Origin of the sequence: Janthinobacterium sp. YR213 (assembly GCF_900099875.1) — a bacterium.
In the GTDB taxonomy this organism is placed as follows: domain Bacteria; phylum Pseudomonadota; class Gammaproteobacteria; order Burkholderiales; family Burkholderiaceae_D; genus Janthinobacterium; species Janthinobacterium lividum.
In genome coordinates this window covers 367,475-392,068 of the sequence record NZ_FNDA01000004.1, presented here as the reverse complement: position 1 = coordinate 392,068, position 24,594 = coordinate 367,475, and the positions used below count along the sequence as shown (strand labels likewise).

16 protein-coding genes are annotated in these 24,594 nt (G+C 64.6%); 8 read left to right on the top strand and 8 right to left on the bottom strand.

Annotated features, from left to right (window positions below):
* Nucleotides 1–36: 36 nt before the first annotated feature.
* The 4 genes from carB to BLT98_RS19440 form a co-directional block, all read right to left on the bottom strand.
* Nucleotides 37–3,267 carry a carbamoyl-phosphate synthase large subunit gene (gene carB, locus BLT98_RS19455; RefSeq protein WP_034786033.1) on the bottom strand — a complete coding sequence of 1,077 codons (3,231 nt, stop codon included), beginning with the start codon at nt 3,265–3,267 and terminating at the stop codon, nt 37–39.
* Nucleotides 3,260–4,438 carry a glutamine-hydrolyzing carbamoyl-phosphate synthase small subunit gene (gene carA / locus BLT98_RS19450; RefSeq protein WP_092610630.1) on the bottom strand — a complete coding sequence of 393 codons (1,179 nt, stop codon included), beginning with the start codon at nt 4,436–4,438 and terminating at the stop codon, nt 3,260–3,262. The genes carB and carA overlap by 8 nt, the downstream gene beginning before the upstream one ends.
* 295 nt (nt 4,439–4,733) lie before the next feature.
* Nucleotides 4,734–5,141 (bottom strand): GlcG/HbpS family heme-binding protein, encoded by a 408-nt coding sequence (locus BLT98_RS19445; RefSeq protein ID WP_034786036.1) that lies wholly within the window; start codon nt 5,139–5,141, stop codon nt 4,734–4,736.
* Between the two features lie 59 nt (nt 5,142–5,200).
* Entirely contained in the window at nt 5,201–6,112 is a 912-nt protein-coding gene (locus BLT98_RS19440) for a patatin-like phospholipase family protein (protein WP_034786038.1), read from the bottom strand.
* 179 nt (nt 6,113–6,291) lie between these two features.
* On the opposite strand from BLT98_RS19440, the gene BLT98_RS29585 reads away from it, so the two are divergent.
* The 4 genes from BLT98_RS29585 to BLT98_RS19420 all read left to right on the top strand — a co-directional run bounded on the left by BLT98_RS29585 (nt 6,292) and on the right by BLT98_RS19420 (nt 11,080).
* Nucleotides 6,292–6,951 carry a hypothetical protein gene (locus BLT98_RS29585; RefSeq protein ID WP_092610629.1) on the top strand — a complete coding sequence of 220 codons (660 nt, stop codon included), beginning with the start codon at nt 6,292–6,294 and terminating at the stop codon, nt 6,949–6,951.
* A complete protein-coding gene (locus tag BLT98_RS29580; RefSeq protein WP_092610627.1) occupies nt 6,948–7,235 on the top strand; it encodes a barstar family protein in 288 nt (95 codons plus the stop codon). The genes BLT98_RS29585 and BLT98_RS29580 overlap by 4 nt, the downstream gene beginning before the upstream one ends.
* Nucleotides 7,236–7,599: 364 nt before the next feature.
* The gene (leuA, locus tag BLT98_RS19425; protein WP_092610625.1) at nt 7,600–9,306 is read left to right on the top strand and encodes a 2-isopropylmalate synthase; all 1,707 of its coding nucleotides are present in this window, start codon (nt 7,600–7,602) and stop codon (nt 9,304–9,306) included.
* 169 nt (nt 9,307–9,475) lie between these two features.
* Complete coding sequence (locus tag BLT98_RS19420) at nt 9,476–11,080, top strand: methyl-accepting chemotaxis protein (protein ID WP_170846432.1); 1,605 nt, start codon at nt 9,476–9,478, stop codon at nt 11,078–11,080.
* 1 nt (nt 11,081) lies between these two features.
* Here the strand turns inward: BLT98_RS19420 and egtB are convergent, their stop codons facing one another.
* Nucleotides 11,082–12,323 carry an ergothioneine biosynthesis protein EgtB gene (gene egtB, locus BLT98_RS19415; RefSeq protein WP_092610621.1) on the bottom strand — a complete coding sequence of 414 codons (1,242 nt, stop codon included), beginning with the start codon at nt 12,321–12,323 and terminating at the stop codon, nt 11,082–11,084.
* Nucleotides 12,324–12,334: 11 nt separating this feature from the next.
* Complete coding sequence (gene egtD / locus BLT98_RS19410) at nt 12,335–13,327, bottom strand: L-histidine N(alpha)-methyltransferase (protein WP_092610619.1); 993 nt, start codon at nt 13,325–13,327, stop codon at nt 12,335–12,337.
* 324 nt (nt 13,328–13,651) lie between these two features.
* On the opposite strand from egtD, the gene BLT98_RS19405 reads away from it, so the two are divergent.
* From BLT98_RS19405 to BLT98_RS19395, 3 genes are all read left to right on the top strand, one after another.
* A complete protein-coding gene (locus BLT98_RS19405) occupies nt 13,652–14,344 on the top strand; it encodes an ABC transporter ATP-binding protein (protein WP_034786044.1) in 693 nt (230 codons plus the stop codon).
* A gap of 181 nt (nt 14,345–14,525) precedes the next feature.
* Nucleotides 14,526–14,813: a hypothetical protein gene (locus tag BLT98_RS19400; protein WP_034786045.1), complete on the top strand. Its 288-nt coding sequence runs from the start codon at nt 14,526–14,528 to the stop codon at nt 14,811–14,813.
* A 290-nt stretch (nt 14,814–15,103) separates the two neighbouring features.
* Entirely contained in the window at nt 15,104–20,569 is a 5,466-nt protein-coding gene (locus BLT98_RS19395) for a CHAT domain-containing protein (RefSeq protein WP_092610617.1), read from the top strand.
* Here BLT98_RS19395 and BLT98_RS19390 read toward each other — a convergent pair.
* Nucleotides 20,502–21,263, bottom strand: a complete 762-nt coding sequence (locus BLT98_RS19390) for a GNAT family N-acetyltransferase (RefSeq protein WP_034786047.1) — start codon at nt 21,261–21,263, stop codon at nt 20,502–20,504. The genes BLT98_RS19395 and BLT98_RS19390 overlap by 68 nt on opposite strands.
* A 143-nt stretch (nt 21,264–21,406) precedes the next feature.
* Between BLT98_RS19390 and BLT98_RS19385 the strand changes: the two genes are divergently transcribed.
* Nucleotides 21,407–23,713, top strand: a complete 2,307-nt coding sequence (locus tag BLT98_RS19385; protein ID WP_092610614.1) for an FdhF/YdeP family oxidoreductase — start codon at nt 21,407–21,409, stop codon at nt 23,711–23,713.
* On the opposite strand, the gene fdhD is transcribed toward BLT98_RS19385, so the two are convergent.
* Complete coding sequence (fdhD, locus tag BLT98_RS19380; RefSeq protein WP_092610611.1) at nt 23,710–24,537, bottom strand: formate dehydrogenase accessory sulfurtransferase FdhD; 828 nt, start codon at nt 24,535–24,537, stop codon at nt 23,710–23,712. The genes BLT98_RS19385 and fdhD overlap by 4 nt on opposite strands.
* Between the last annotated feature and the right edge of the window lie 57 nt (nt 24,538–24,594).

Genomic DNA, 24,594 nt, shown 5'->3' with positions numbered 1-24,594 from the left:
CAGTGTACCGCCTAACGGCGGCCACTGCAAACGCACTTAGTTCAAGGTCTTGTGCAGGCCTTGCAAATCGTACACACGCAGCTCATCCAGGTGGCGGATGCCTTCGACGGCCGCTTCCGCGCCCGCGATGGTGGTGTAGGTCGTCACGCGCGATGCCAGGGCCGAGGTGCGGATGGCCCGCGAATCGACGATGGCGCTGCGCTTTTCTTCCACGGTGTTGATCACCAGCACGATTTCATGGTTCTTGATCATGTCGACCACGTGCGGACGGCCTTCGATCACCTTGTTCACTGGCGTGACGGCGATGCCGGCAGCAGCGATCACGGCGGCGGTACCCTTGGTGGCGACCACGGTGAAGCCGGACTCGACCAGGTCACGCGCCACTTGCACGGCACGCGGCTTGTCCGACGCTTTCACGCTGATGAAGACCTTGCCCGATTTTGGCAGGTTCACGCCGGCGCCCAGTTGCGATTTCACAAACGCTTCGCCGAACGTCAGGCCCACGCCCATGACTTCGCCCGTCGATTTCATTTCAGGGCCCAGGATGGTGTCCACGCCAGGGAACTTGACGAACGGGAACACGGCTTCCTTGACGCTGAAGTACGGCGGCACGACTTCCTGCGTGATGCCTTGCGACGCCAGCGACTGGCCCACCATGCAGCGCGCGGCGATCTTCGCCAGTTGCAGGCCCGTGGCTTTCGAGACGAAAGGCACGGTGCGCGAAGCGCGCGGATTGACTTCCAGCACGAAGACGACGTCTTTCATTTCGCCATCGATCTCTTGCTTCTGGATCGCGAACTGCACGTTCATCAGGCCGACCACGTTCAAGCCCTTGGCCATCAGCGCCGTCTGGCGTTTCAGTTCTTCAATGGTTTCCGGCGCCAGCGAATATGGTGGCAAGGAGCAAGCCGAGTCGCCCGAGTGGACGCCAGCCTGTTCGATGTGTTCCATCACGCCGCCGATGAACGTCGTTTCGCCGTCGGAGATGCAATCGACGTCGCACTCGATGGCGTCGTTCAGGAAGCGGTCCAGCAGCACCGGCGAATCATGCGAGACCTTGACGGCTTCGCGCATGTAGCGCTCGAGGTCGCGTTGCTCGTGGACGATTTCCATGGCGCGGCCACCCAGAACGTACGAAGGACGCACGACCAGCGGGTAGCCGATTTCCTGCGCCAGCGCCAGGGCGTCGGCTTCCGTGCGCGCGGTGCGGTTAGGCGGCTGGCGCAGTTCCAGCTTGTGCAGCATTTGCTGGAAACGCTCGCGGTCTTCGGCCGCATCGATCATGTCGGGCGACGTACCGATGATAGGCACGCCATTCGCTTCCAGGTCCAGCGCCAGTTTCAATGGCGTCTGGCCGCCGTACTGCACGATCACGCCCACCGGTTTTTCGATGGCGACGATTTCCAGCACGTCTTCCAGGGTCAAGGATTCGAAGTACAGGCGGTCCGAGGTATCGTAGTCGGTCGAAACCGTTTCTGGGTTGCAATTGACCATGATGGTTTCGTAGCCGTCTTCGCGCATGGCGAGGGCCGCGTGGACGCAGCAATAGTCAAACTCGATACCCTGGCCGATACGGTTCGGGCCACCGCCCAGCACCATGATCTTTTTCTTGTCGGTCGGATTCGATTCGCACTCTTCGTCGTACGTGGAATACATGTACGCCGTGTCGGTCGAAAATTCCGCTGCGCAGGTGTCGACGCGCTTGTAGACGGGACGGATGTTGAGCGCATGGCGCTGCTGGCGCACGGCCGTGTCGGTCGTCTGCAGCAGGAAGCCCAGGCGGCGGTCCGAGAAGCCCTTCTGTTTCAACTTGTACAGGGTGTTCTTGTCCAGGTTTTCCAGTTTCTGCGTGTCGAGCCACAGTTCCAGGTCGACGATTTCCTTGATCTGGATCAGGAACCATGGGTCGATCTTGGTGAGTTGGTGCACTTCTTCCAGGGTGAAACCTTGGGCAAACGCGTCGCCCACGTACCAGATGCGCTCAGGACCAGGCTCGCCCAGTTCTTCTTCGATCTTTTCGCGGTCCTTGGTCTTTTCGTTCATGCCATCCACGCCCACTTCCAGGCCGCGCAGGGCTTTCTGGAACGATTCCTGGAAGGTACGGCCGATGGCCATCACTTCGCCGACGGATTTCATCTGCGTCGTCAGGTGGTGGTCGGCGGTCGGGAATTTCTCGAACGTGAAACGGGGGATCTTCGTGACGACGTAATCGATCGACGGTTCGAACGAGGCCGGCGTGGCGCCGCCCGTGATTTCATTGCGCAGCTCGTCCAGGGTGAAACCGACGGCCAGCTTGGCGGCGATTTTTGCAATCGGGAAACCAGTCGCTTTCGATGCCAGGGCCGACGAACGCGATACGCGCGGGTTCATCTCGATGACGATCATGCGGCCATCGACCGGGTTGATCGAGAATTGCACGTTCGAGCCGCCGGTGTCGACGCCGATCTCGCGCAGCACTGCCAAGGAGGCATTGCGCATGATCTGGTATTCCTTGTCCGTCAGCGTTTGCGCAGGCGCCACCGTGATGGAGTCGCCCGTGTGCACGCCCATCGGGTCGAGGTTTTCGATCGAGCAAATGATGATGCAGTTGTCCGCCTTGTCGCGCACCACTTCCATCTCGTACTCTTTCCAGCCCAGCAACGATTCTTCGATCAGCAGCTCTTTCGTCGGCGATGCTTCCAGGCCGCGCTTGCAGATGGTTTCGAATTCTTCTTCGTTGTAGGCGATGCCGCCGCCGGAACCGCCCATGGTGAACGATGGGCGGATGATGGTCGGGAAGCCCAGCGTGCGCTGCACGGCCCACGATTCTTCCATCGAGTGCGCCACGCCGGAACGGGCCGAACCGAGGCCGATCTTGGTCATCGCGTCCTTGAACTTGGAACGGTCTTCCGCCTTGTCGATGGCTTCCGGCGATGCGCCGATCAGCTCGACGTTGTATTTTGCCAGCACGCCATTATTGAACAGGTCCAGCGCGCAGTTCAGCGCCGTCTGGCCGCCCATCGTCGGCAGGATCGCGTCAGGACGCTCCTTGGCGATGATGCGTTCAACGACCGACCAGGTGATCGGTTCGATATAGGTCACGTCGGCCATTTCCGGATCCGTCATGATGGTCGCAGGATTGCTGTTGACCAGGATGACTTTGTAGCCCTCTTCGCGCAGGGCCTTGCACGCTTGCGCGCCGGAATAATCGAATTCGCAGGCCTGGCCGATCACGATCGGGCCAGCGCCAATAATCAGAATACTTTTGATATCTAAACGTTTAGGCATTTTTCTTTTTCTCCTCCGCAGCCATCAGGTTGATGAAGCGGTCAAACAGGTAAGCAACATCCATCGGGCCCGGCGACGCTTCAGGGTGGCCCTGGAAGCAGAAGGCCGGCTTGTCCGTGCGGGCAAAGCCCTGCAGGGAACCGTCGAACAGCGATTCATGGGTCACGCGGCAGTTCGCGGGCAAGGTTGCCGCGTCGACTGCGAAACCGTGGTTTTGCGAGGTAATCAAGACCTGTTTCGTTTCCAGGTCTTGCACCGGGTGGTTGGCGCCGTGGTGGCCGAACTTCATCTTCAGCGTCTTCGCGCCGGAAGCGATCGCCATGATCTGGTGACCGAGGCAGATGCCGAAGGTCGGGATGCCCTTTTCGATCAGTTCCTTGGTTGCCGCGATGGCGTAGTCGCACGGCTCCGGATCGCCGGGACCGTTCGACAGGAAGATGCCGTCCGGATTCAGCGCCAGGGCATCGGCGGCCGTCGCTTGCGCCGGCAATACGGTGACTTTGCAGCCGCGTGCCGTCAGCATGCGCAGGATGTTGCGCTTGACGCCGTAGTCGAAGGCGACCACGTGGTATTTCGCGTCCGCGTCGGCCAGCTGGCCATAGCCTTCGCCCAGCGTCCATTCCGTTTCGCGGTACTCGTAGGCATCCTTGCTCGACACCACCTTGGCCAGGTCCATGCCGGCCAGGCCGGGGAAGGAGCGGGCCAGTTCCAGCGCTTGTGCGGCGGATGGCTCGTTGCCTTGCGTGCCGACGAGGATGGCGCCGCCCTGCGCACCTTTTTCACGCAGGATGCGCGTGAGCTTGCGTGTATCGATGCCGGCGATGGCGACGATATTTTCAGCTTTGAGGTAGTCGGACAGGGAAAGGGTGGAACGGAAATTGGATGCCAGCAAAGGCAGATCGCGGATGATGAGGCCAGCGGCGTGTACCTTGGAAGATTCGACGTCTTCCGGATTGACGCCCGTATTGCCGATATGCGGATAGGTCAGGGTGACCATCTGGCGGCAATAGCTTGGGTCGGTAAGGATTTCCTGATACCCGGTCATGGAGGTATTGAAAACAACCTCGCCCGTGGTATGACCGGCGGCACCGATCGAAAAACCTTTAAAGATCGTTCCATCAGCAAGCGCTAATATGGCTGGAACGGCAGGGCCAGAAAAAAATGGCGGCAAGGGCAACTCCTGATAAAGTTACCGTAGCTGCGCCACGTCAGACCGACCGCCTAGTTACCCGAGCCAGATGCACTCAGGGTGTTTCAACGGTCATTTTGAATGAGGGGATGGGTAGTCGCTACGGTATATGTGTGATTGGCTAAACCTTTGAATTATAACCAAAAGGAAGCTTTTCCACAAGGAAGAAAATTCAGAATCGGCGGCATTTTTTTGCATGGCAACATAAAAACTGCGCCCCATGAAAAAAGCCGCCCGGCTTGCGCGGGGCGGCTTGTTCTGTAATTGCGGCTACTACTTAGGCCGTCAAAGCAGCGATGCCTGCTTTGGCGATTTGCGCATCTTCCGCCGACTTGACGCCCGAGACGCCGACGGCGCCCACATAATGACCGTCGAACACGATGGGCACGCCGCCTTCGAGCAAGCCGTCGATTTCCGGTGCGCTCAGGAACGACACGCGGCCGCCATTGATCATCTCTTCATAGATGCGCGATTCGCGGCGACCCAGTGCGGCCGTCTTGGCTTTCGATGGGGCGATGTGCGACGAGATCGGCGCCACGCCATCCATGCGCTGCAGCCACAGCAGGTGGCCGCCGTCGTCAACGATGGCGATCGTGACCGCCCAGTTATTCTTGACCGCTTCCGCTTCGGCGGCGGCAGCGATTTTCTTTACGTCGTCCAGGGTCAAAATCGGTTTCGATTGCATGGTGCATCCTTGTTATGTTGAATCAAAATTGTATACGAAATGCGCGACGGCGCTACCCCCTACTGCTCGCGCTTGGCTTTCAGCTTTTGCTTGAGCTGCGCCATGACGGCAAAGGTCGCCTGCTCGCCCGCCAGGATCGCCTGGTTGCGGCTGTTGAAATCGTTGCCCTTCATCGTGCCCAAGCTGGGCTGGATCACCACGTCCGCATCCTTGAGCTCGAACTGGTTGATGCGCTGGCCCATGATGGCGAAGGTCTGCATCAGCACTTCCATCGAGCTGATGGCCTTCTGGGTATCCGTTTGCGACGAGATATTCACGGCGATGATGAAATCGGCGCCCATGTCGCGCGCAAAGCGCACGGGTACGGGAGCGACGAGGCCCCCATCGACATAGGTGTGGCCGGCAATCGTCACAGGCTGGAACACGCCGGGCACGGCCGACGAGGCGCGCACGGCCATGCCGGTGTTACCGCGCTGGAACAGGATCGGCTGGCCATTTTTCAAATCGGTCGCCACCACGCCGAAGGGAATCTTCAGCTTTTCCAGCGGCACGCCGCCCACGGCCTTGTTGACATAGCTTTGCAGCGCTTCGCCTTTTAGCACGCCGGAGGACTTGCCGAACAGGGGCAAGGCCCAGTCGGAAATGGCCGCCTCGTCCATGTCGAACGCCATCTTTTGCAGGGCAAAGCCGGAGTTACCCGCCGCATACATGGCGCCCACCACGCTGCCGGCGCTGGTGCCGGTGACGATATCGGCGACGATGCCCTGCGATTCGAGCGCCTTGATCACGCCGATATGCGCGAAACCGCGCGCCGCGCCGCCGCCCAGCGCCAGGCCGATCTTGATCTTGCGCGGCGTGACGACAATGGGTTCGGGTGGCGTCAATACTTGAACGGGTTTCGGGGCGGTGGTATCGCAGCCGGCCAGCGCAAAGGCGGCCAGGGCAAGCAAGGTCAGGCGTTTAGGGAACATGGTGGAGAGGGGGAACCGCGCGCGGCAGTGGCAATAAAGGAGAGCCGATTGTAGCGCAAGCGGGGCTGCCTGCACTGAAGGCTGTCTTAAATGTTTATGCTGACAATGTTCGTGCGCGCCGCCCCATCCAGCAGACCACTGCTAGACTGGCGCCTGGTTTTTACTTTCCTCCAATTAATATGTCAGAACACCAATTTGCCGACAGCCGCGCCCTGAGCGAACCATTTACGCAACAGCTATCGCAGCAGCAGCCCGATGGCGCCCTCGCCTGGCTGACCGCCATCCTCTCCACGCAGGCGCCCGCGCTGCGCTCGTCGAACGCCACCTTGCTGGCTTACACGGGCAATCCGGCCGCCCTCGCCTGGATCGACGCCAATGTGGGCTCGCCCGTGGCGGGACAATGGGGCGTGGCGGCGGCACTGCTGGGCACGCCGTGGCCACGCATCCTGGACTGGCTGCAGCGCGGCGGCGCGCACCGGCTGATGGCGCTCGATACCCTGCTCGCGTACCGCAAGCCAGCCGTCAACATGTCGCCGCTGGAACAGATCGCCTCCCCCGTGCTGCCGCAAGCCCCCGCGCGCGCCGACCTCGACGCCGCGCTGGCCGCCTGCCTGGCCGCCTCCGCGACGCCGCGCATCCAGGCGGCCGTCAACTCGATCCAGCAGCATGCGGACGACATCCTGCGCGGCGGCCCACGCGGCGTGGCCGTGGCCGACTTGCCGCGCCTGTATCTGGACCCGGCGCCCTTCAAGGACGCGCCCGCCATCCTGGCGCGGCACGAAACGGTGGTCGGCGGCATGCGGGAAAACCTGCAGAACTTGCTCAAGGGAATACTGTGAGCAGGCAAGCCCTTGTCACGATCGACTTGAGCGATATCAATTCGCCGCGCCAACTGCATGCGGCGCTGGCCGCCGCGCTGGGTTTTCCTTCCTTCTACGGCATGAACTGGGATGCGTTCTGGGACGCCGTCACGGGCCTGGTGGACATGCCGCAACAACTGGAGCTGCGCGGCTGGCCAGCCTTCGCCGCACGGCTGCCCGACGAAGCGGCCATCCTGCAGCGCATCCTGGCGCGCATGGCGCAGGAAATGCCGGACCTGGCCGCGCAAGTGCATTACGCTTGACACAACGTGACGCCAGGAAACGCTTGACAGCCCGCCCCAACCTCCCTTACATTAAGTGCATGTCCTCCTTCAAACATCCATCCCCTTCCCTGCTGTCGCTATCGCGACTACACCTAGCACGCGCATAAGTTTGCCGCATTGCTTCGCCTGGCCACACGCCGGCGTGTTTCAAAAACCCTGGAAGGTTTGATGATGTTTGCACCATCCCCATTCGTACACATAGTTTCCCCTGCGACCGCCCCCGCTGGCATCGTCGCTGCACCGCTATCGCTACCGATCGCTTGCCTGGCCTAGTGTTGCGTGGCCGCCCGGCAAGCTTGCGCCACAACCATTGATTTCCCCCTATCTTCAGGAGTACCCGATCATGATGTTGCAAAACCCAGCTTCCAAATACCGCGCCTTTCCTCCAGTTAAATTGACCGACCGTCAATGGCCGAACCAGATCATCAGCAAACCGCCTATCTGGATGAGCACCGACTTACGCGACGGCAACCAGTCGCTGATCGAGCCGATGAGCGCGGAAAAGAAGCTGCGGTTCTTCGACATGCTGATCGCCATCGGCCTCAAGGAAATCGAAGTGGGCTTCCCGTCGGCATCGCAAACGGATTTCGACTTCGTGCGCAAGCTCGTCGATGAGGGCCGCATCCCGGACGACGTCACCATCATCGTGCTGACCCAGTCGCGCGAAGAGCTGATCCGCCGCACGGTGGAATCCGTCGTCGGCGCCAAGCGCGCCATCGTCCACCTGTACAACTCCGTGGCGCCCGTGTTCCGCAAAGTCGTGTTCGGCATGTCGCGCGAGGAAATCACGAATATCGCCACCACCGGCACCACCCTGGTAAAACAGCTGGTGGCGCAGCATCCGGAAACGGAATGGGGCTTTGAATACACACCGGAATCGTTTTCCACCACGGAACTCGATTTCTCCAAGCATATCTGCGACGCCGTCAGCGCCATCTGGAAGCCGACGCCGGCCAACAAGATGATCATCAACCTGCCATCGACCGTGGAATGCAGCACGCCCAACGTGTACGCGGACCAGATCGAATGGATGTCGCGCAAACTGGCGCGCCGCGATTCCATCATCATCAGCGTGCATCCGCATAACGACCGCGGCACGGCCGTCGCGTCGGCCGAGCTGGCCGTGATGGCGGGCGCCGACCGCGTGGAAGGCTGTTTGTTCGGCAATGGCGAACGCACGGGCAACGTCGACCTGGTGACTTTGGCGATGAACCTGTACACGCAGGGCGTGCATCCGGGCCTCGATTTCTCCGACATCGACAGCGTGCGCAAGTGCGTGGAAGAGTGCAACCAGCTGCCCGTCCACCCACGCCACCCGTATGCGGGCGATCTGGTGTTTACGGCATTCTCCGGCTCGCACCAGGATGCGATCAAGAAAGGTTTCGCCAAGCAACAACCGGACAGCATCTGGGAAGTGCCGTACTTGCCGATCGACCCGGCCGACCTGGGCCGCAGCTATGACGCCGTGATCCGCGTCAACAGCCAGTCCGGCAAGGGCGGCATGGCGTACTTGCTGGAACAGGAATACGGCCTGGTCTTGCCGCGCCGTCTGCAGATCGAATTCTCGCGCGCCGTGCAAGCCGTTGCCGACGCCACGGGCCGCGAAATCGCCGCGCAGGATATCCATGAAATCTTCCAGAAGGAATACCTGGAGCAGACGGCGCCATACGCCTACGCTTCGCACCGCATGGTGGAAGACACGAGCAGCGACGAATCCGTGCAGATCGACATCAGCCTGTCGCACCGTCAGACGCCATTGGCCCTGCAAGGCGGCGGCAACGGCCCCATCGATGCCTTCGTCAACGCCCTCGGTCTCGACATCAAGCTGATGGACTACCATGAGCACTCGATCGGCTCCGGCGCCAACGCGCAAGCGGCTTGCTACGTGGAGTTACGCCTCGACAACGGCCCGACCCTGTTCGGCGCCGCCATCGACAGCAATATCGTCACCGCCTCGTTCAAGGCTGTCTTGTCGGCCGTGAACCGCCGCATCAAGCAGACGGACGCTGAAAAAACAACAGAGGCCGACGTGGCTGCCAACGCCGCCTGAGCACGGCCAGGGCATCCCTCATAGGGAGAAAAAGCGGTACGGCTTGATCGCCGTGCCGCTTTTTCATTTCTATTGGGCAATTAGTAGTGCAAATCAGGTATCGCCAACCGTATAATCGTTGCATAACAAGACCACCGGAGACAGATCATTAGCTACCGAGGGAATCAGTATGAAATTGACGGATATGAAGATAGGCGTGCGCCTGGGCGCCGCTTTTGGCGTGGTGCTGTTGCTGATGGCAGTGCTGGTAGGCACGGGCCTTTTCCGGCTCGACAAGATCGGCGCGCTCAGCGAAGCCATCATCGAGAAAGACTGGGCCAAGGCCGACGCCATCGCCACCATCCGCAGCACCACGCGTTCGAACGCGGCACTGGTGCTGGAACTGTTCATCCATGAAGATCCGGCCCGCGCCAACGCCATCCACGGCGAAATCGATGCCAACAAGGCCACCATCACCGATGCGCTGGTCGTGCTCGACCGTCTGATCGTGCTGCCTGAAGGCAAGGAACTGCTGGCCACCCTGAAGCAGCAGCGCAAGGCCTATGTCGTGTCGTTCAGCCAGGCCGACAAGCTGCTGGTGGCGGGACAGCGGGCGGAAGCGGCCGTGCATGTGCGCGACGACACCCTGCCCGCCCTGAACCAATTGCAAAAGACGGTGAACCGCCTGAATGAAATCCAGCGCGGGGTGGTCGTGCATGGCGGCCAGCAAATCAAGCAGAATATTTCCGCAGCGAATGTGCTGATGGCCAGCCTGGGCACGGCCGCCCTGCTGCTGGGCGTACTCTTTGCCTGGCGGGTCACGCGCTCGATCACCACGCCCATCGCCTATGCCTTGCGCGTGGCGCAAGCCGTGGCCGCAGGCGACCTGAGCAGCAAAATCGTGGCCGAAGGCAAGGATGAAGCGGGCCAGCTGCTGCAGGCGTTGCGCGACATGAACACCAACCTGGCCACCCTGGTGGGGCAGGTGCGCGGCGGCACGGGCACGATAGCCGTGGCGTCGAGCCAGATCGCCAGCGGCAATGCCGACCTGTCGGCCCGCACCGAAGCGCAAGCCAGCGCGCTGGAAGAGACGGCCTCGTCGATGATCGAACTGACGGGCACCGTGCGCAGCAACAGCGACAATGCACGCCAGGCCGACAGCCTGGCCCGCTCGGCATCGGCCATCGCCCAGCGCGGCGGCTCGGCCATGGCGGAAGTGATCGGCACCATGGATGCCATCAATGCCTCGTCGCGCAAGATCGTCGACATCATCGCCGTGATCGACGGCATCGCCTTCCAGACGAATATCCTGGCACTGAACGCGGCGGTGGAAGCGGCGCGCGCAGGTGAGCAAGGCCGCGGCTTTGCCGTGGTGGCGTCCGAAGTGCGCAACCTGGCGCAACGCTCGGCGGCGGCGGCGAAAGAAATCAAGGAACTGATCGCCGACTCCGTCAGCCGGGTCGGCCAGGGCGCGCAACTGGTCAGCCAGGCCGGCGCCACGATGGATGAAGTAGTGGCCAGCGTGGGCCGGGTCAGCGCCATCGTCGGTGAAATCAGCGTTGCCAACCACGAGCAGAGCGAAGGCATCGAGCAAATCAATGCGGCCATCATGCAGATGGACCAGACGACGCAGCAAAACGCGGCCCTCGTCGAGGAAGCGGCCGCGGCGGCGGCAGCCATGCATGAACAGGCGGGCGAACTGGAAACCCTCGTCAGCCAGTTCAAGCTGGAACAGAACACTGCCGCCAAGGCGCCGCCCCGCCCTGACGCAGCCGCCGTCCCGCGCCTGCACTAAGTTATTCCACCTGGCGCGCCAGGCGGATGCCGGAAAATTGCCAGCGCGCGCCGGCCGGGAAGAAATTGCGGTAGCTGGCGCGCGCATGGCCGGCCGGCGTGGCGCACGACGAGCCGCGCAGCACATACTGGTTCAGCATGAACTTGCCGTTGTATTCGCCGAGCGCCCCGGGCGCCGTGCGGTAGCCCGGATACGGCGCGTAGCTGCTGCTGGTCCACTGCCAGCAATGGCCGAACATTTGCCGCAACCCTGTTCCCGGTGCGCCGGCGGCCGGATGCAGCTGGCCAACTTGCAGCGCGACGCCTTGCGCCGCCACTTCCCATTCCGCTTCCGTCGGCAGGCGCGCGCCGGCCCAGTGCGCATAGGCGTCCGCCTCGAACAGGGACAGATGCGTGGCCGGCGCCTGCAGGTCGAGCCTATGCAAACCATATAGAGTGAATTCCTGCCATTGCCCCGCCTCGTCGCGCTGCCAGTACAACGGGCATTCCAGCTGCTGGCTGCGCACCCAGTCCCAGCCTTCGGCCAGCCACCAATGCGCCGTGCGGTAGCCGCCCGCCTCGATGAAGGCCAGGTACTCGCCATTCGTCACCAGCGCGCTGGCCAGTTCGAACGGCGCCACGTATTGCGGATGGCGCGGCAATTCATTGTCAAAGCAAAAACCGTCGCCCGCATGGCCGATCTGCGCCAGGCCGCCGTCGAAGGCGAGCCAGGCCGTGGGCTGCGCGGCTTGCTGCGCTGATGGCGCCGCGCTATCCATGCGATCCAGGTAGGCAGGAAACAGGGCGCTCTGCGCCAGCAGGTGCTTGACATCCGTCAACAGCAATTCCTGGTGCTGCTGCTCGTGTTCGAGCCCCAGCGCCAGCAGCATGGTCAGCCGTTCGCGCTCCTCGCGCGCCAGTTCGCCCGCCAGCAGGCGGCCGATGCGCGCATCGACATCCATCCGGTAGGCGCGCACGACGTCCATGCCGGGGCGCGTCAGCAGGCCACGCTGGGCGCGCGGGTGCTTCTCGCCCACGCCGTTGTAATAGGAGTTGAACAGCACGCGGAAGGCCGGGTGGAATGGCGCGAACGCCGCTTCCATGCTTTCCAGAATAAACGTTTCGAAAAACCAGGTGGTATGCGCGAGGTGCCATTTCACGGGACTGGCGTCCGGCATCGATTGCGCGCCGCAATCCTCGTCGGACAGGGGCTCGGCCAGCCGCAGAGAATGCTGGCGCACTTGATGGTAATGATCGATCAGCATCTGTTCCCTTCTTAGTCCCTGATGACCCGCGCATAAATCACGGCAAACCACTGTTGCGGATCCGTCCAGACTTGCACGGTGGAAAACCCGGCCTGTTCCAGCAAGCCGACAAAGGCCGCGCGCGTGTACTTATAGCTGTCTTCAGTATGGATGCGCTCGCCTTTCGCGAAATGCCGCTGGCCACCTTTCCAATGGACAAACTGCTCGCTGCGCGCTTCCAGGTGCATTTCGACGCGGCGCTCGTCGGCATTGAAAAAGCCGTGGTGCTGCCACGCGCGCACGTCGAAGTCGGCGCCGATCAGCCCGTTCACGTGGCGCAGCATGTTCAGATTGAAGGCGGCCGTCACGCCCAGCGCATCGTCATAGGCGGCGTCGAGGATGGCGTCGTCCTTGATCAGGTCGACGCCGATCAGCAGGCCGCCATCGCCGTCCGCATTCGCGCGCAGGCGGCGCAAAAAGGCGGTTGCTTGCTCGGGCGCAAAATTACCGATCGACGAGCCGGGATAGAAGAACAATCGCCGGGCCTCACGCACGCTGTCGGGCAAGTCCAGGCGGCTGGAAAAATCCAGGCCCAGGCCCGTCATCTCGATGTGCGGAAAGCGCTGCTGCAGCCGGCTCAGCGATTCGCTGAGGAAATCGTAGGAAATATCCACGGCCACATACTGGGCCGGGTGCAACAGAGGGAACAGGCTGGCGGCCTTGGCGCAATTGCCCGCGCCCAGGTCGATCAGGGTGCTGCCCGGCCCCACGGCGTGGGCGATCTCGGCGCCATGGCGGGCGAAGATGGCCGCTTCCGTGCGCGTCGGATAGTACTCGGGCAAGGCGCAGATGGCTTCGAACAGCTTGGAGCCGAGCGCGTCGTACAGGTACTTGGGCGACGTCCAGGCATCGCGCGCCAGCAGGCCGCTGCTGATCTCGGCTATCGTGGCAGGAGTGGCGCTGGCCGCGCTGGCGTGGCTGGCGGGACGGAAATCGGACTGCTGTTGCGCAAGTGGCATGGTCATGGGCTGGCGTCGTCAATGTTAGGTTCACGAAGGGCTTGCACGGTCAGCCACCGGGCGCACCGCCCCTGCCGCAGCGGTTTGCGGGCGCCTCTGCCGATGACTTTTTCTCATCATAGCGGAATCCGCGCAAGCCAGCCGTGCGGCAGGTAACTTAAGGTCGATGCGCGCCGTCTGCCGCAGGAACCACACAAAAGTGGTATTACCAAGCAAAAAGCATAAGCCTGTCGTATACTACACATTGCCGGCCAAACAATCCGCGCCCCTTTGCAGTTCCCAGGCCCCCCTCTCCCCCGCGTGCCTCCCTTTACGATAGCCGTTAACACCATGCTCGAATTGCGCCATCTGTCGAAGTCCTATGCCAATGCCCGTCCCGTGCTGGCCAACATTTCCTGCCGCTTCAAGGCCGGGGAATTCATCGCCATCATGGGTGACTCGGGCGTGGGCAAGTCGACCTTGCTGAACCTGATCGCCGGCCTCGATACGCCCGACGCGGGTGCCGAAGCGCACCCTATCCTGGTGGACGGCATTGCCATGTCCAGCCTCGATGACGCCGCCGCCACCCGGCTGCGTCGCGCCCGCATGGGCTTTATTTTCCAGGCCTTCCACGTCTTGCCGCACCTGACCCTGCTGCAAAACGTGGCCCTGCCGCTGCTGCTCAACGGACTGCCCCAGGAGCGTGCCGCCAGCATGCTCGAGGCGGTCGGCCTGGGCGGGCGCGGCGGCGACTTTCCGCAGCAATTGTCCGGCGGCGAAATGCAGCGCGTGGCCATTGCCCGCGCACTCGTCCACAAGCCGGCACTGGTGCTGGCCGACGAGCCCACCGGCAACCTCGACCCGGACACGGCGCACAGCATCCTGCAATTGCTGCGCGCCGAAATCAAGGCCAACGGCAGTTGCGCGATCATGGTCACGCATTCGCTGGCCGCCGCCGAAATGGCAGACCGGACCATGATCCTGACGAAAAGCGGACTACAAAATACAACAATCGTCAACCAAACTGATCAAACAATCAGTTAATTTAACTGACCATCTGTCACAAGTTTTGTTATCGTAGTATTATTTAAACACTTGCCTGGTTATCAATGTTGTAACGCGAATGTTGTACTACGTCACCCAGACAGCCGTACTGCGATGACGAACTATAGCCGGGACCGCGTCAAAGTGGTCTCGTCCCTTGCATAACCTGAAGGAGGAGTAAATGAACGTTCGGCAAAAGAAGCTGGAAATGATTGAGGCGATGAACCGGGCGCGTGCGCTCGAACCATCGAGTTTTGTGCCCAACAAGCTGCTCGATACCCTGATCGAGAAGATGAACCTGAAAAATGATGCGGAACTGTGCCGTGTACTGGAAGTCCAGCCCCCCATCATCAGCAAGATTCGTCACGGCAAACTGTCGGTCGGTGCAACGATTTTATTGCGCATGCATGAAAAATCGGACATCACCATCCGCGAACTGAAGGAATTGTCCGCCACGCCAGTCCATTGATATAACCGCTGTTGTAATGCCATGCCAGGCACCCAGGTTCCCGGCGCCATGAACTTTTGCCATGAAATTCGCGCAGTTCGCTCACCGCACAACATCCGAGCACGATAGCGAAGAGACCCAGCCCAAACCATGCTGACCGTTTCTCTGCCCTCCCGCCCCAGTTCCACACCCTCCCCGCCTTCACCCTGCATTGCCCCGCCAGCCAGCATTTCCACTCACACTTGATCTGACACAACACGCATAGTCCGCGCAGGCATCAAGGTCTGCTTTTAACCAGCGATCCCAACCGCATGTCCAGCGATCCTCTTGCGCCGCCCGTGCTGCGCCTGACGCTCACGCGCGATCCCCTCGCCAATGCCGGCGACTGCCCCGCCGCGCCCGGCTGGCATGGCCAGACCCATGTGCTATCCAGCGCGCGCGGCATCGGCAGCTGCCGCATCGACCTCGATATCGGCCCGTCCGACGTGGTGCAACTGCTGCTGTGCGACGGCAGTTCGCTGCTGGCGGGCAACCTGGACCTGCCACGCTACCTGGGACCGGCCACGGCGGCGCGCGACGGCGCCCCCGCCAGCATCGAAGTGGGACTGGCCTTGCGCCCGCAGGCGGCGCGCCAGCCGCCCGGCGCCAGCCGCGACGGCCTGGGCGCCTGGATGCTGCGGGCCGTGCGCGTGTACCGCTGCGGCGCCGCCGCCATGACGGCGCTGGCGGCGGCGGGCGCCTTCCAGGACCGCCAGCTGGAACAACGCCTGGGCCTGTACCGCTGCGGCATCGAGGCCGGCAACATGACGGCCGTCGCCAGCCTGCCCGCCGGGCCGGAACCGGTGCTGCTGCTGTTGCACGGCACGGCCTCATCGACCCAGCGCAGCTTTGGCGGCCTGTGGCGCAACGGCCTGGCGCCGCAACTGGCGGCGCAGTACGGCAACCGCATCTATGGCTTTGAGCACCGCAGCCTCAGCGACAGCCCCATCCAGAATGCGCTGGCCCTCGTGCGCCAGTTGCCGCACGGCGCCTTGCTGCACCTGCTGGCCCATTCGCGCGGCGGCCTGGTGGGTGAATTGCTGGCGCGGGCACAGCGCATCGACAGCCGCGGCGCCGTCGACCTGGCCGGCGACGGCCTGGAGCGGCTGAGCGAAAACACGGTGGGTGGCGAAGCGTTCAACAGCCACGATATCGACCACTTCACGGCGCAGGCACGGCTGGGCGGCCGCAGCGGCTACGACGAGGATGCGGCGCGCCTGCGCGAACTGAGCGTGGAACTGAAGAAACGCGCCATCCGCATCGCCCGCTTCGTGCGCGTGGCCTGCCCGGCGCGCGGCACCACCTTGATGTCGGGCCGGCTGGACCGCTGGGCCAGCGTGATGTTCAACCTGCTGCTGCAGGACGACGTTCCCGATGGCGCCGTGGCATTCCTGCTGGCCGTGGTGCAGCAGCGCTGCGACGCGCGCATCCTGCCTGGCCTGGAAGCGATGATGCCCGACTCGCCCCTGGTGGCGCTGCTCAACGCGCCCGACGTGCGCGTGGCCAGCCCGCTGCATGTGCTGGCCGGCGCCTGCAGCGGCGATGGCTTGCTGGGCTGGCTGGGCGACTGCCTGGGCGAACAGCTGTACGGCGGGCAGAACGACCTGGTGGTCAATTGCGCCTCGATGGCCGGCGGCGCCACGCGCAGCATGCCGGTGCGGCAACTGCTGCTGCGCGGGCCGCAGACGCACCACCTGAACTACTTCGCGCGCGCGCCGTCCAGCCTGGCCACCGTGCAGGCGCTCACGGGCGACGAAACCGGCTACCAGCCGCTGGCCGGCATGGAACATGGCGCGCTGGGGCGCGGCGGCGAAGTGCCGAAACGGCGCGCGCACGCGCCCATCGTGCTGCTGCTGCCCGACATGCTGGGCAGCCACCTGCAAGTGGGCAGCAACCGCATCTGGTTCGACCCCGTCAACCTGGTCGAAGGGCGCATCGAACGCCTGGCCGTGGGCCAGCCGCACATCGTCAGCGCCGGCTGGATCGAATCCTGCTATGAACCGTTTGCCCGCTTCCTCGCGCAAAGCCAGGAAGTGCGGCCCTTTGCCTATGACTGGCGCCTCTCGCTGCAGCATTCCGGCAGCGCCTTCCTGCCCGTGCTCGACGAGGCCATGGGCGACGCCGAACAGCGCGGCCAGCCGCTGCGCATCGTGGCCCACGGCATGGGCGGGCTGGTGGCGCGCCTGGCCCTGAAAGACCGCTGGCAGCGCTTCGGCGCCCTGCCCGGCAGCCGCCTGCTGCAGGTGGGCACGGCCAACCGTGGCACGCAGGCGATGGTGCAAGTGCTGCTGGGACGCGACCGGCTGGTGCAGATGCTAGCGTGCTGGATAGGCTGGAAGCACACGCGGCGCCAGTTTCTCGGCTTCGTGCGCGCCTTTCCCGGCGTGCTGGAGATGCTGCCGTGGCCGCAGGCGGGGGGCGGCATCGATTATTTCGACGCCGCCGCCTGGGCGCAGCTGGCCGCCGGCGACGGGCAAGCGGGCCTGCCCGGCGGCTGGCAGGCGCCAGAGGCCCAGGCGCTGGCCGCGGCGCGCGCCACCGTGGCCCTGCTGCAAGCGGCCCCGCTCGACGCCCGCCATTGCAGCTACCTGGCCGGCTGCGCCGACACGCCGGTGGCGCTGCGCCTGCGCGACGGCGGCATCGAGACCGCCTGGTCACCGGACGGCGATGGCCGCACGGCCTGGCAAGGCGCGGTGCCGGACGGCGTGGCGGCCTGCTACCTGCCGGTGGCGCATGGCGACCTGCTGCTGCAAAAGGACTACTACCCGGCCATCGCGCAGCTGCTCGACAGCGGCCAGGGGACCTCCCTGCCGCGGCACCCGCCGCACGCGCCTGGCGGCGTCCCGCCCCGCTTCCATCCGTATGTCCCCGACGCTACGCCGCTGTACCCGCAGCCGCAGGAATTGCTCGACGCGGCCATCGGCGCCGCCGGCCCCGCCAGCGCACCGGAGAGCCGCGCGCCGCAGCTGAGCCTATCCGTCATCCACGGCAGCATGGCTTCGGCCGACGCGCCCGTCATGAGCGGCTGCTACGCGTCCGAATCGCTGCGCGGCAGCATGAGCTTCCTGGACCGCCTGCTGGCCGGCAAGCTACAGGAAATCCACGCGCTGGGGCGCTTTCCGCAGCGCCCCGACTCCGCCCTGGTGGTGCTGCAGCCCGATGCGGCGCGCCGGCCCGGCGGCGCCATCGTCATCGGCCTGGGCGCGCTGGGCGAACTGACGCCGGGCGAACTGGCGCGCGCCTTTGCCGGCGGCCTGCTCGAATACGCGTGCGTCTGCCTGCAGGTGCGCGCCGCCGGCCATGTAGCCGCGCCGCCGATGGGCGAACACGGCTTGCGCGTGGCCAGCCTGCTGTCCGGTTCCGGCTATGGCGGCTTGAGCATCGCCCTGTGCGCCCGCGCCCTGCTCGACGGCGCGCGCAGCGCCAACCGGCGCCTGGAAGACGCGGGCATGGCTTGCCGCATCGGCCATATCGCCATCTACGAACAGTCGGAGGCGCGCGCCATCGCGGCCGCCATGGCCATCGAGCAGATCATGGCCGAGGCGCGCTACCAGGGCAGCTTCACGTTCGAGCAGCGCATCCGCCACAGCCCGGGCGGCTACCGGCGCATCCTGCCCAGCCTGAGCGGCGACAATGGCTGGCGCCGCGTGCAGATCGTCGCCGCGGATCTCTCCGGCGCCCTGCGCTTCACCGTGCTGACGGACCGCGCCCACAACAGCGTCGACGAGGAACCGAACCAGCGACAAGCCGTCGATGGCCTGATCATGGACGCCACCGACAACACCACCGACCAGCCGGGCCTGTCGCGCGCCCTGTACGAACTGATGCTGCCCAATGGCCTGAAGGCGGCCATCCCCGAGATGCGCGGCCTGATCCTGGCTGTCGACCAGAGCGCCGCCATCTATCCGTGGGAGCTGATGCGCGACGAGGCGGGCAGCGAGGAAAGCCCGCTGTCGACACGCATCGGCATGGTGCGCCAGCTGGCCAGCCTGCGCGAGCAGCCGTCCGCCGTCAGCCCGCCCAGCAACAGCGTGCTGGTGATCGGCGATACCGATTCCGGCCTGCCCGAGCTGCCCGCCGCGCAAGCCGAGGCGCAGGACGTGGCGCGCATGTTCGGCGCGTACGGCTACCAGGTGCGCGAGCTGCTGCGCCCGCAGGCGCAGCGCGTGCTGGTGCATCTGTTCGACGAGCGCTATTTCGCCATTCACCTGGCCGGCCACGGCGAAGTGGCCGGCCCCGGCATCGCCCATACAGGGTTGGTGCTGGGGCCGAAGACGCGGCTGACGGCGGCGCAGGTGGGCAAGCTCAAACGCGTGCCGCAATTCGTCTTCATCAATTGCTGCCACCTGGGCGACATGCGCCCCGACGCCATCGCGCCATGGTCGAAACTGGCCGCCAGCCTGGCCACGGCCTTCATTGAAATGGGCTCGCAGGCGGTGATCGCTGCCGGCTGGCGCATCGACGACCAGGCGGCCAGCATCTTCGCGCACAGCTTTTATCACGCCATGCTGAGCGGCGAATACTTCGGCGACGCCGTGCGCCTGGCGCGCGAAGCGGCGTACCTGCAGTTCCCGGCATCGAACACCTGGGGCGCCTACCAGGCGTATGGCGACGACCGCTACCGCTTCCCGAACACCCAGAGCCGGCCCTGGCAAGCGCCCGACTACCACTACCACGGCCACCTGCTGGCCGACCTGGAAACCCTGCACGCGCGCCTGGCGGGCGCCGATCCTGCGCGCCGCGCGGCCATCGAGGAAAAGCTGGGCAGCATCGAGGAAGCCGTGCGCGCGCGCTTCTTCGGTTGCGCCGACATCCGCGAAAACATGGCCGCCACGCGGGCCGGCCTCGGTGGCCTGGAAAACACCCTGCGCGCCATCGAACACTACCGGGCGGCGCACAGCGCGGCCGACGGCAAGGTGGGCTTGCGCGCGCTGGCGCACTGGGCGGAACTGGAGATACGCCAGGGCGCCGCCCTGTGCGGCCTCGATGCGGGCGCCGGCATCGAAGTGCCTGCCGTGCCGGATATGCCACAAGGCCGGCAGTTGCTGCAGGACGGAAAACAGCATATCGACCTGCTGGTGGCGCTGGCGCCCACGGCGCAACGCCTGGCGCTGCTGGGACGCTACTGGGCCTTGCAGGCGCGTCTGGCCTGCGGCGAAGGAAGCTCCGGCACGCCGGCCCTGCGCGGCATGACGGAGGCCTGCCTGGCCGCGCTGGAAGAAGCGCGGCGGCGCAGCGGCGTGGCCGACTGCGACCTCATTTTCCAGGTGCTGGCGGGCGCCCTGCTGCTGAAAGCCCATGCCGACGACAGCGCCTGGCGCGCGCTCGATCCCCAGCTGGGCGACTTGCTGCACGACGCCATCGCCTATGCGCGCCAGCGCCACGCGGACGAACACCGCGCCATCGATGCCGGCGCCCCCGTGCGCGCCGCCCTGCTGGCGGCCCTGTGGCAGGTGCCGGACGGCCAGCCTTTCGACGCGCCCGCGCGCGCCGCCTTCCTGGCGCTATATCACGACGCCGTGCGGCGCCACGGCAGCATCGGCGAACCCGAAGCGATCACGGCGCCGCTGCGCTTCCTGCTCGAACTGCTGCCGCCCGACAGCGCGGACACCGGCTTGCGCAGCGCCGTGCAGGCGCTGGCCGGCCAGCTGCAGTCCTCGCTTCCCGCCCTTAGCCAGGCACCACGCCATAATGGCGCGCATAGCGCTCGTCCAGATTCGCCAGCGGCATCATCATGAACATGTCGGCGCTTTCGAAATCAGGGTCCCAGGCCGGTTCGCCGCAAATCCAGGCGCCCGAACGCAGGTAGCCCTTGATCAGCGGCGGCACCTGCGGCTTGTGCGCCGCTTCCACCTGGTGGATGGGGAAAGGCAGGTGCGGCGTGACGCGGTACTCGCTTGGGGCCATGTGCTTTTCGGCCAGCGCCTGGTACACGGCGACGGCGTTATGGCCGCCATCGGCCAGGCTGATGCTGGCGCAGCCGACCAGGTAGTCGCAGCGCTCGCGGCGCATGTATTCGGCCAGACCGGACCACAGCAGCATGATCACGCTGCCGCCCCGGTATTTCGGGTGGATGCAGGCGCGGCCCGCTTCGACCATGCGTCCGCGCAGGTTCTTCAGGCGGCTCAGGTCGAACTCGTTTTCCGAATACAGCCGGCCGATCTTGGCCGCCTTGGCCGCGCTCAGCACGCGGTAGGTGCCCACCACTTTCAGGGTATCGGCGTCGCGCACGATCAGGTGGTCGCAGTGCGCGTCGAATTCATCGCTGTCGAGGCCATCGGCGTTGGCCAGCGACGTCAAGCCCATGGTCTCGATAAACACCTTGTAGCGCAAACGCTGGACTTCGCGCACTTCCGCCGCTGTCGTGGCCTGGCTCAGCACCAGTTGGACCGGCCGGGCCTTGGCTTCGTTTGATGCGATTATGTTCTGCATGGTTTCATCCCCCTGTGATCAAGACGACTCCAGCGTACTTGTCTAATATGTCAGGAAAATGACAGCCGAATGTCATTTCCATGACGCAAGTCAATGTCATTCGGGGATCGTGCATAATTACCACACTCGCCCAGCCGAAAGACATGATGAAAGACCAGGACCCACCACACATCACGCCTTACACCAAGCCGGCAGCCGGCTGGGATGCCTTGAAACACGTGGCCATCAGCCTGCGCCAGGAGCGGGTCGCGCCCGGCAATCTGAAAGCGCTGCTGGCGCAAAACCAGCCGGACGGTTTCGATTGCCCCGGCTGCGCCTGGCCCGACCGCGACCACGCTTCCACGTTTGCCTTTTGCGAAAACGGCGCCAAGGCCGTCGCCGCCGAAGCGACCAGCCGGCGCGCCGGCCCGGAACTGTTTGCCAGCCATACCGTCACCCAGCTGCTGCAACAGTCGGACTACGCGCTCGAGCAGCATGGCCGCCTGACCGAACCGATGGTGTACGACGCCGCCAGCGACCGCTACGTGCCGATCGCCTGGGAAGAAGCCTACGCCCTCGTGGGGCGCCACCTGCGCGCCCTACCCGATCCGGACCAGGCCGCGTTCTACACGTCGGGGCGCGCCAGCAACGAGGCGGCCTTTCTGTACCAGCTGATGGCGCGCCTGTACGGCACCAACAACTTCCCCGACTGCTCCAACATGTGCCACGAGGCCACCAGCCGCGGCTTGCCGGCCACGGTGGGCATCGGCAAGGGCACGGTGACCCTGGCCGATTTCGAACTGGCCGACACCATCCTCATCTTCGGCCAGAATCCCGCCACCAACCACCCGCGCATGCTGGGCGAACTGCGCGACTGCGCGCGCCGCGGCGGCAGCATCGTTTCCATCAATCCCCTGCGCGAACGGGGCTTGCAGCGCTTCATGGACCCGCAAAGCGCGCTGGAAATGGCGACCCTGGGCAGCACGCGCCTGGCCGGCCTGTTCGTGCAGCCGACCCTGGGCGGCGACTTCGCCCTGATCAAGGCCGTCGCCAAGCGCGTCGTCGAGCATGACGATGCGGCGCTGGCGGCAGGCAGGCCCGCCGTCGTCGATCACGCTTTCATCGCGGAACACTGCAGCGGCTTCGACGCCTTCCGCGCCGACCTGCGGGCCGAAAGCTGGGACTTGCTGCTGAAAGAATCGGGCGTGGCGCGCGCGCAGCTCGAGGCATTGACGGACATCTTCGTCAAGGGTCAGCGCATCATCGCCACCTGGGGCATGGGACTGACGCAGCACAAGCACAGCGTGGCGGCCATCCGCATGCTGTCGAACCTGATGATGTTGCGCGGCCAGATCGGCAAGCCGGGCGCCGGGCTGTGCCCCGTGCGCGGCCACTCGAACGTGCAGGGCGACCGCACGGTGGGTATCGAGGAAAAGCCGACCAAGGCCTTCCTCGACCGCCTGGGCCAGGTATATGGATTCGAGCCGCCGCGCGCGCATGGCCACGATGTGGTGGCCAGCATCGAAGCCATGCAGCGCGGCGAGGTCAAGGTGTTCATCGCGCTGGGCGGCAATTTTGCCGCGGCCACGCCGGACACGCCGCTCACTTTTGCCGCCCTGCGCCAGTGCGCGCTGACGGTGCAGGTGGCTACCAAGCTCAATCGCAGCCACCTGGTCATCGGCAAGGAAGCGCTGCTGCTGCCCACCCTGGGGCGCACGGAGATCGACCTGCAGCACGGCGTGGCGCAGGGCGTGACGGTGGAAGACTCGATGAGCATGGTGCATATCTCGTACGGCCGCAATGCGCCCGCTTCGCCGCAGCTGCGCTCGGAAGTGGCCATCGTGGCCGGCATGGCCGAAGCGACCGTGGGGAGCAGCCTGGTGGACTGGCGCGCGTATGCGGCAGACTATGCGCGCATCCGCGACGATATCGAGAAGGTATTTGACGACTTTTACGACTACAACGCCAGGGTGGCGCAGCCGGGCGGCTTTCATCTGACGGTGGCGTCGCGCGAACGCGTGTGGAAGACGGCCAGCGGCAAGGCCAGCTTCCTCGTCGCCCCGCTGGACCTCGACACGCCGCTGCACCGCGCGAAACAGCGCCATGGCGCGCGCCTGATGGTGTTGATGAGCACGCGCTCGCACGACCAGTACAACACCACCATCTACGGCATGGATGACCGCTACCGCGGCGTGTACGGCACGCGCAAGGTCGTCTTCGCCAACGCGGAAGATATCGCCATGCTGGGCTTTGCCGATGGCGACCTGGTGGACTTGGTCAGCGCCTGGGACGATGGCGTGGCGCGCCGCGCCGACGGCTTCCGGCTCGTGGCCTACGACATCCCGCGTGGCTGCCTGGGCGCGTATTACCCGGAGACGAACGCGCTGGTGCCGCTGGCCAGCACGGCCGACGGCGCCGGCACGCCCACGTCGAAGTCCGTCCCCGTGCTGCTGCAGCGCAGTGCTGCCTAAATACTGATACCGGGCGTGTAATCGACGTACGCATCCTGGCGGCAGAAACCCACCAGCTTCATGCCCGCCTGCGTGGCGATGGAAATGGCCAGCGAACTGGGCGCGGAGATCGTCGCCAGCAACGGTATCTGCATGCGCGCCGCCTTGCGCGCCAGCTCGTAGCTGCCGCGGCTGGACAGGAAGACGAAGCCGCGCCGCATGTCCGCCCCGCTCAGTGCCAAATGGCCGATCAGTTTATCCAGGCCATTGTGACGGCCGACATCCTCGAATACGTGCGCGATATCGCCATCGGGCGTGCACCACGCAGCCGCGTGCACGCCGCCCGTTTCCCGCATCAGCGCCTGGTGTGCTCGCAAGCCGCTTGATGCGCGCGCCAGCGCGGCCGGCAGGTCGACGTGGATCAGCGCCGGCGGCAGCGCTGCGGGCCGCAAATCGAGCATGTCGATGCTGTCGATGCCGCACACGCCGCAGCCCGTGCGGCCCGTGAGCTGGCGGCGCCGGTCCTTCAGGCGCACGAAATCTTCCTGGGCGATGCTCAAAGCCACTTCGGCGGAATCAGGACGCAGGAACACTTCGCAATCGAAGATGGCGCCAGCGGATGCGACCACGCCTTCCGTCAGCGCGAAGCCGTAGGCAAACGCTTCCAGGTCGCGCGGGGTGGCCATCATGACGACATGGGAAATACCATTGAAGACCAGCGCGACGGGAATTTCCTCGGCGACGTGGTCGATGGCTGGGGTAGAAATGCCCGCCTGGTGGCGGACAATGGCGCGCTCGACAAAGCCGGCGCGTTCGATCTCTGTATCTTCTGACATGGCAACCATGGGGGAACTAGCACAGGCCCCATGGTAAACCAGAACGGGCAGACAGGGGGCGGCCCC

Coding starts and splice junctions, on each gene's coding strand:
- carB (WP_034786033.1), bottom strand. CDS start 3,267: ATGCCTAAACGTTTAGATATCAAAAGTATTCTGATTATTGGCGCTGGC.
- fdhD (WP_092610611.1), bottom strand. CDS start 24,537: ATGGTTGCCATGTCAGAAGATACAGAGATCGAACGCGCCGGCTTTGTC.
- egtB (WP_092610621.1), bottom strand. CDS start 12,323: ATGCTGATCGATCATTACCATCAAGTGCGCCAGCATTCTCTGCGGCTG.
- BLT98_RS19385 (WP_092610614.1), top strand. CDS start 21,407: ATGATGAAAGACCAGGACCCACCACACATCACGCCTTACACCAAGCCG.
- BLT98_RS19400 (WP_034786045.1), top strand. CDS start 14,526: ATGAACGTTCGGCAAAAGAAGCTGGAAATGATTGAGGCGATGAACCGG.
- BLT98_RS19420 (WP_170846432.1), top strand. CDS start 9,476: ATGAAATTGACGGATATGAAGATAGGCGTGCGCCTGGGCGCCGCTTTT.
- BLT98_RS19445 (WP_034786036.1), bottom strand. CDS start 5,141: ATGCAATCGAAACCGATTTTGACCCTGGACGACGTAAAGAAAATCGCT.
- BLT98_RS19405 (WP_034786044.1), top strand. CDS start 13,652: ATGCTCGAATTGCGCCATCTGTCGAAGTCCTATGCCAATGCCCGTCCC.
- BLT98_RS19395 (WP_092610617.1), top strand. CDS start 15,104: ATGTCCAGCGATCCTCTTGCGCCGCCCGTGCTGCGCCTGACGCTCACG.
- BLT98_RS19440 (WP_034786038.1), bottom strand. CDS start 6,112: ATGTTCCCTAAACGCCTGACCTTGCTTGCCCTGGCCGCCTTTGCGCTG.
- BLT98_RS19390 (WP_034786047.1), bottom strand. CDS start 21,263: ATGCAGAACATAATCGCATCAAACGAAGCCAAGGCCCGGCCGGTCCAA.
- BLT98_RS29585 (WP_092610629.1), top strand. CDS start 6,292: ATGTCAGAACACCAATTTGCCGACAGCCGCGCCCTGAGCGAACCATTT.
- leuA (WP_092610625.1), top strand. CDS start 7,600: ATGATGTTGCAAAACCCAGCTTCCAAATACCGCGCCTTTCCTCCAGTT.
- egtD (WP_092610619.1), bottom strand. CDS start 13,327: ATGACCATGCCACTTGCGCAACAGCAGTCCGATTTCCGTCCCGCCAGC.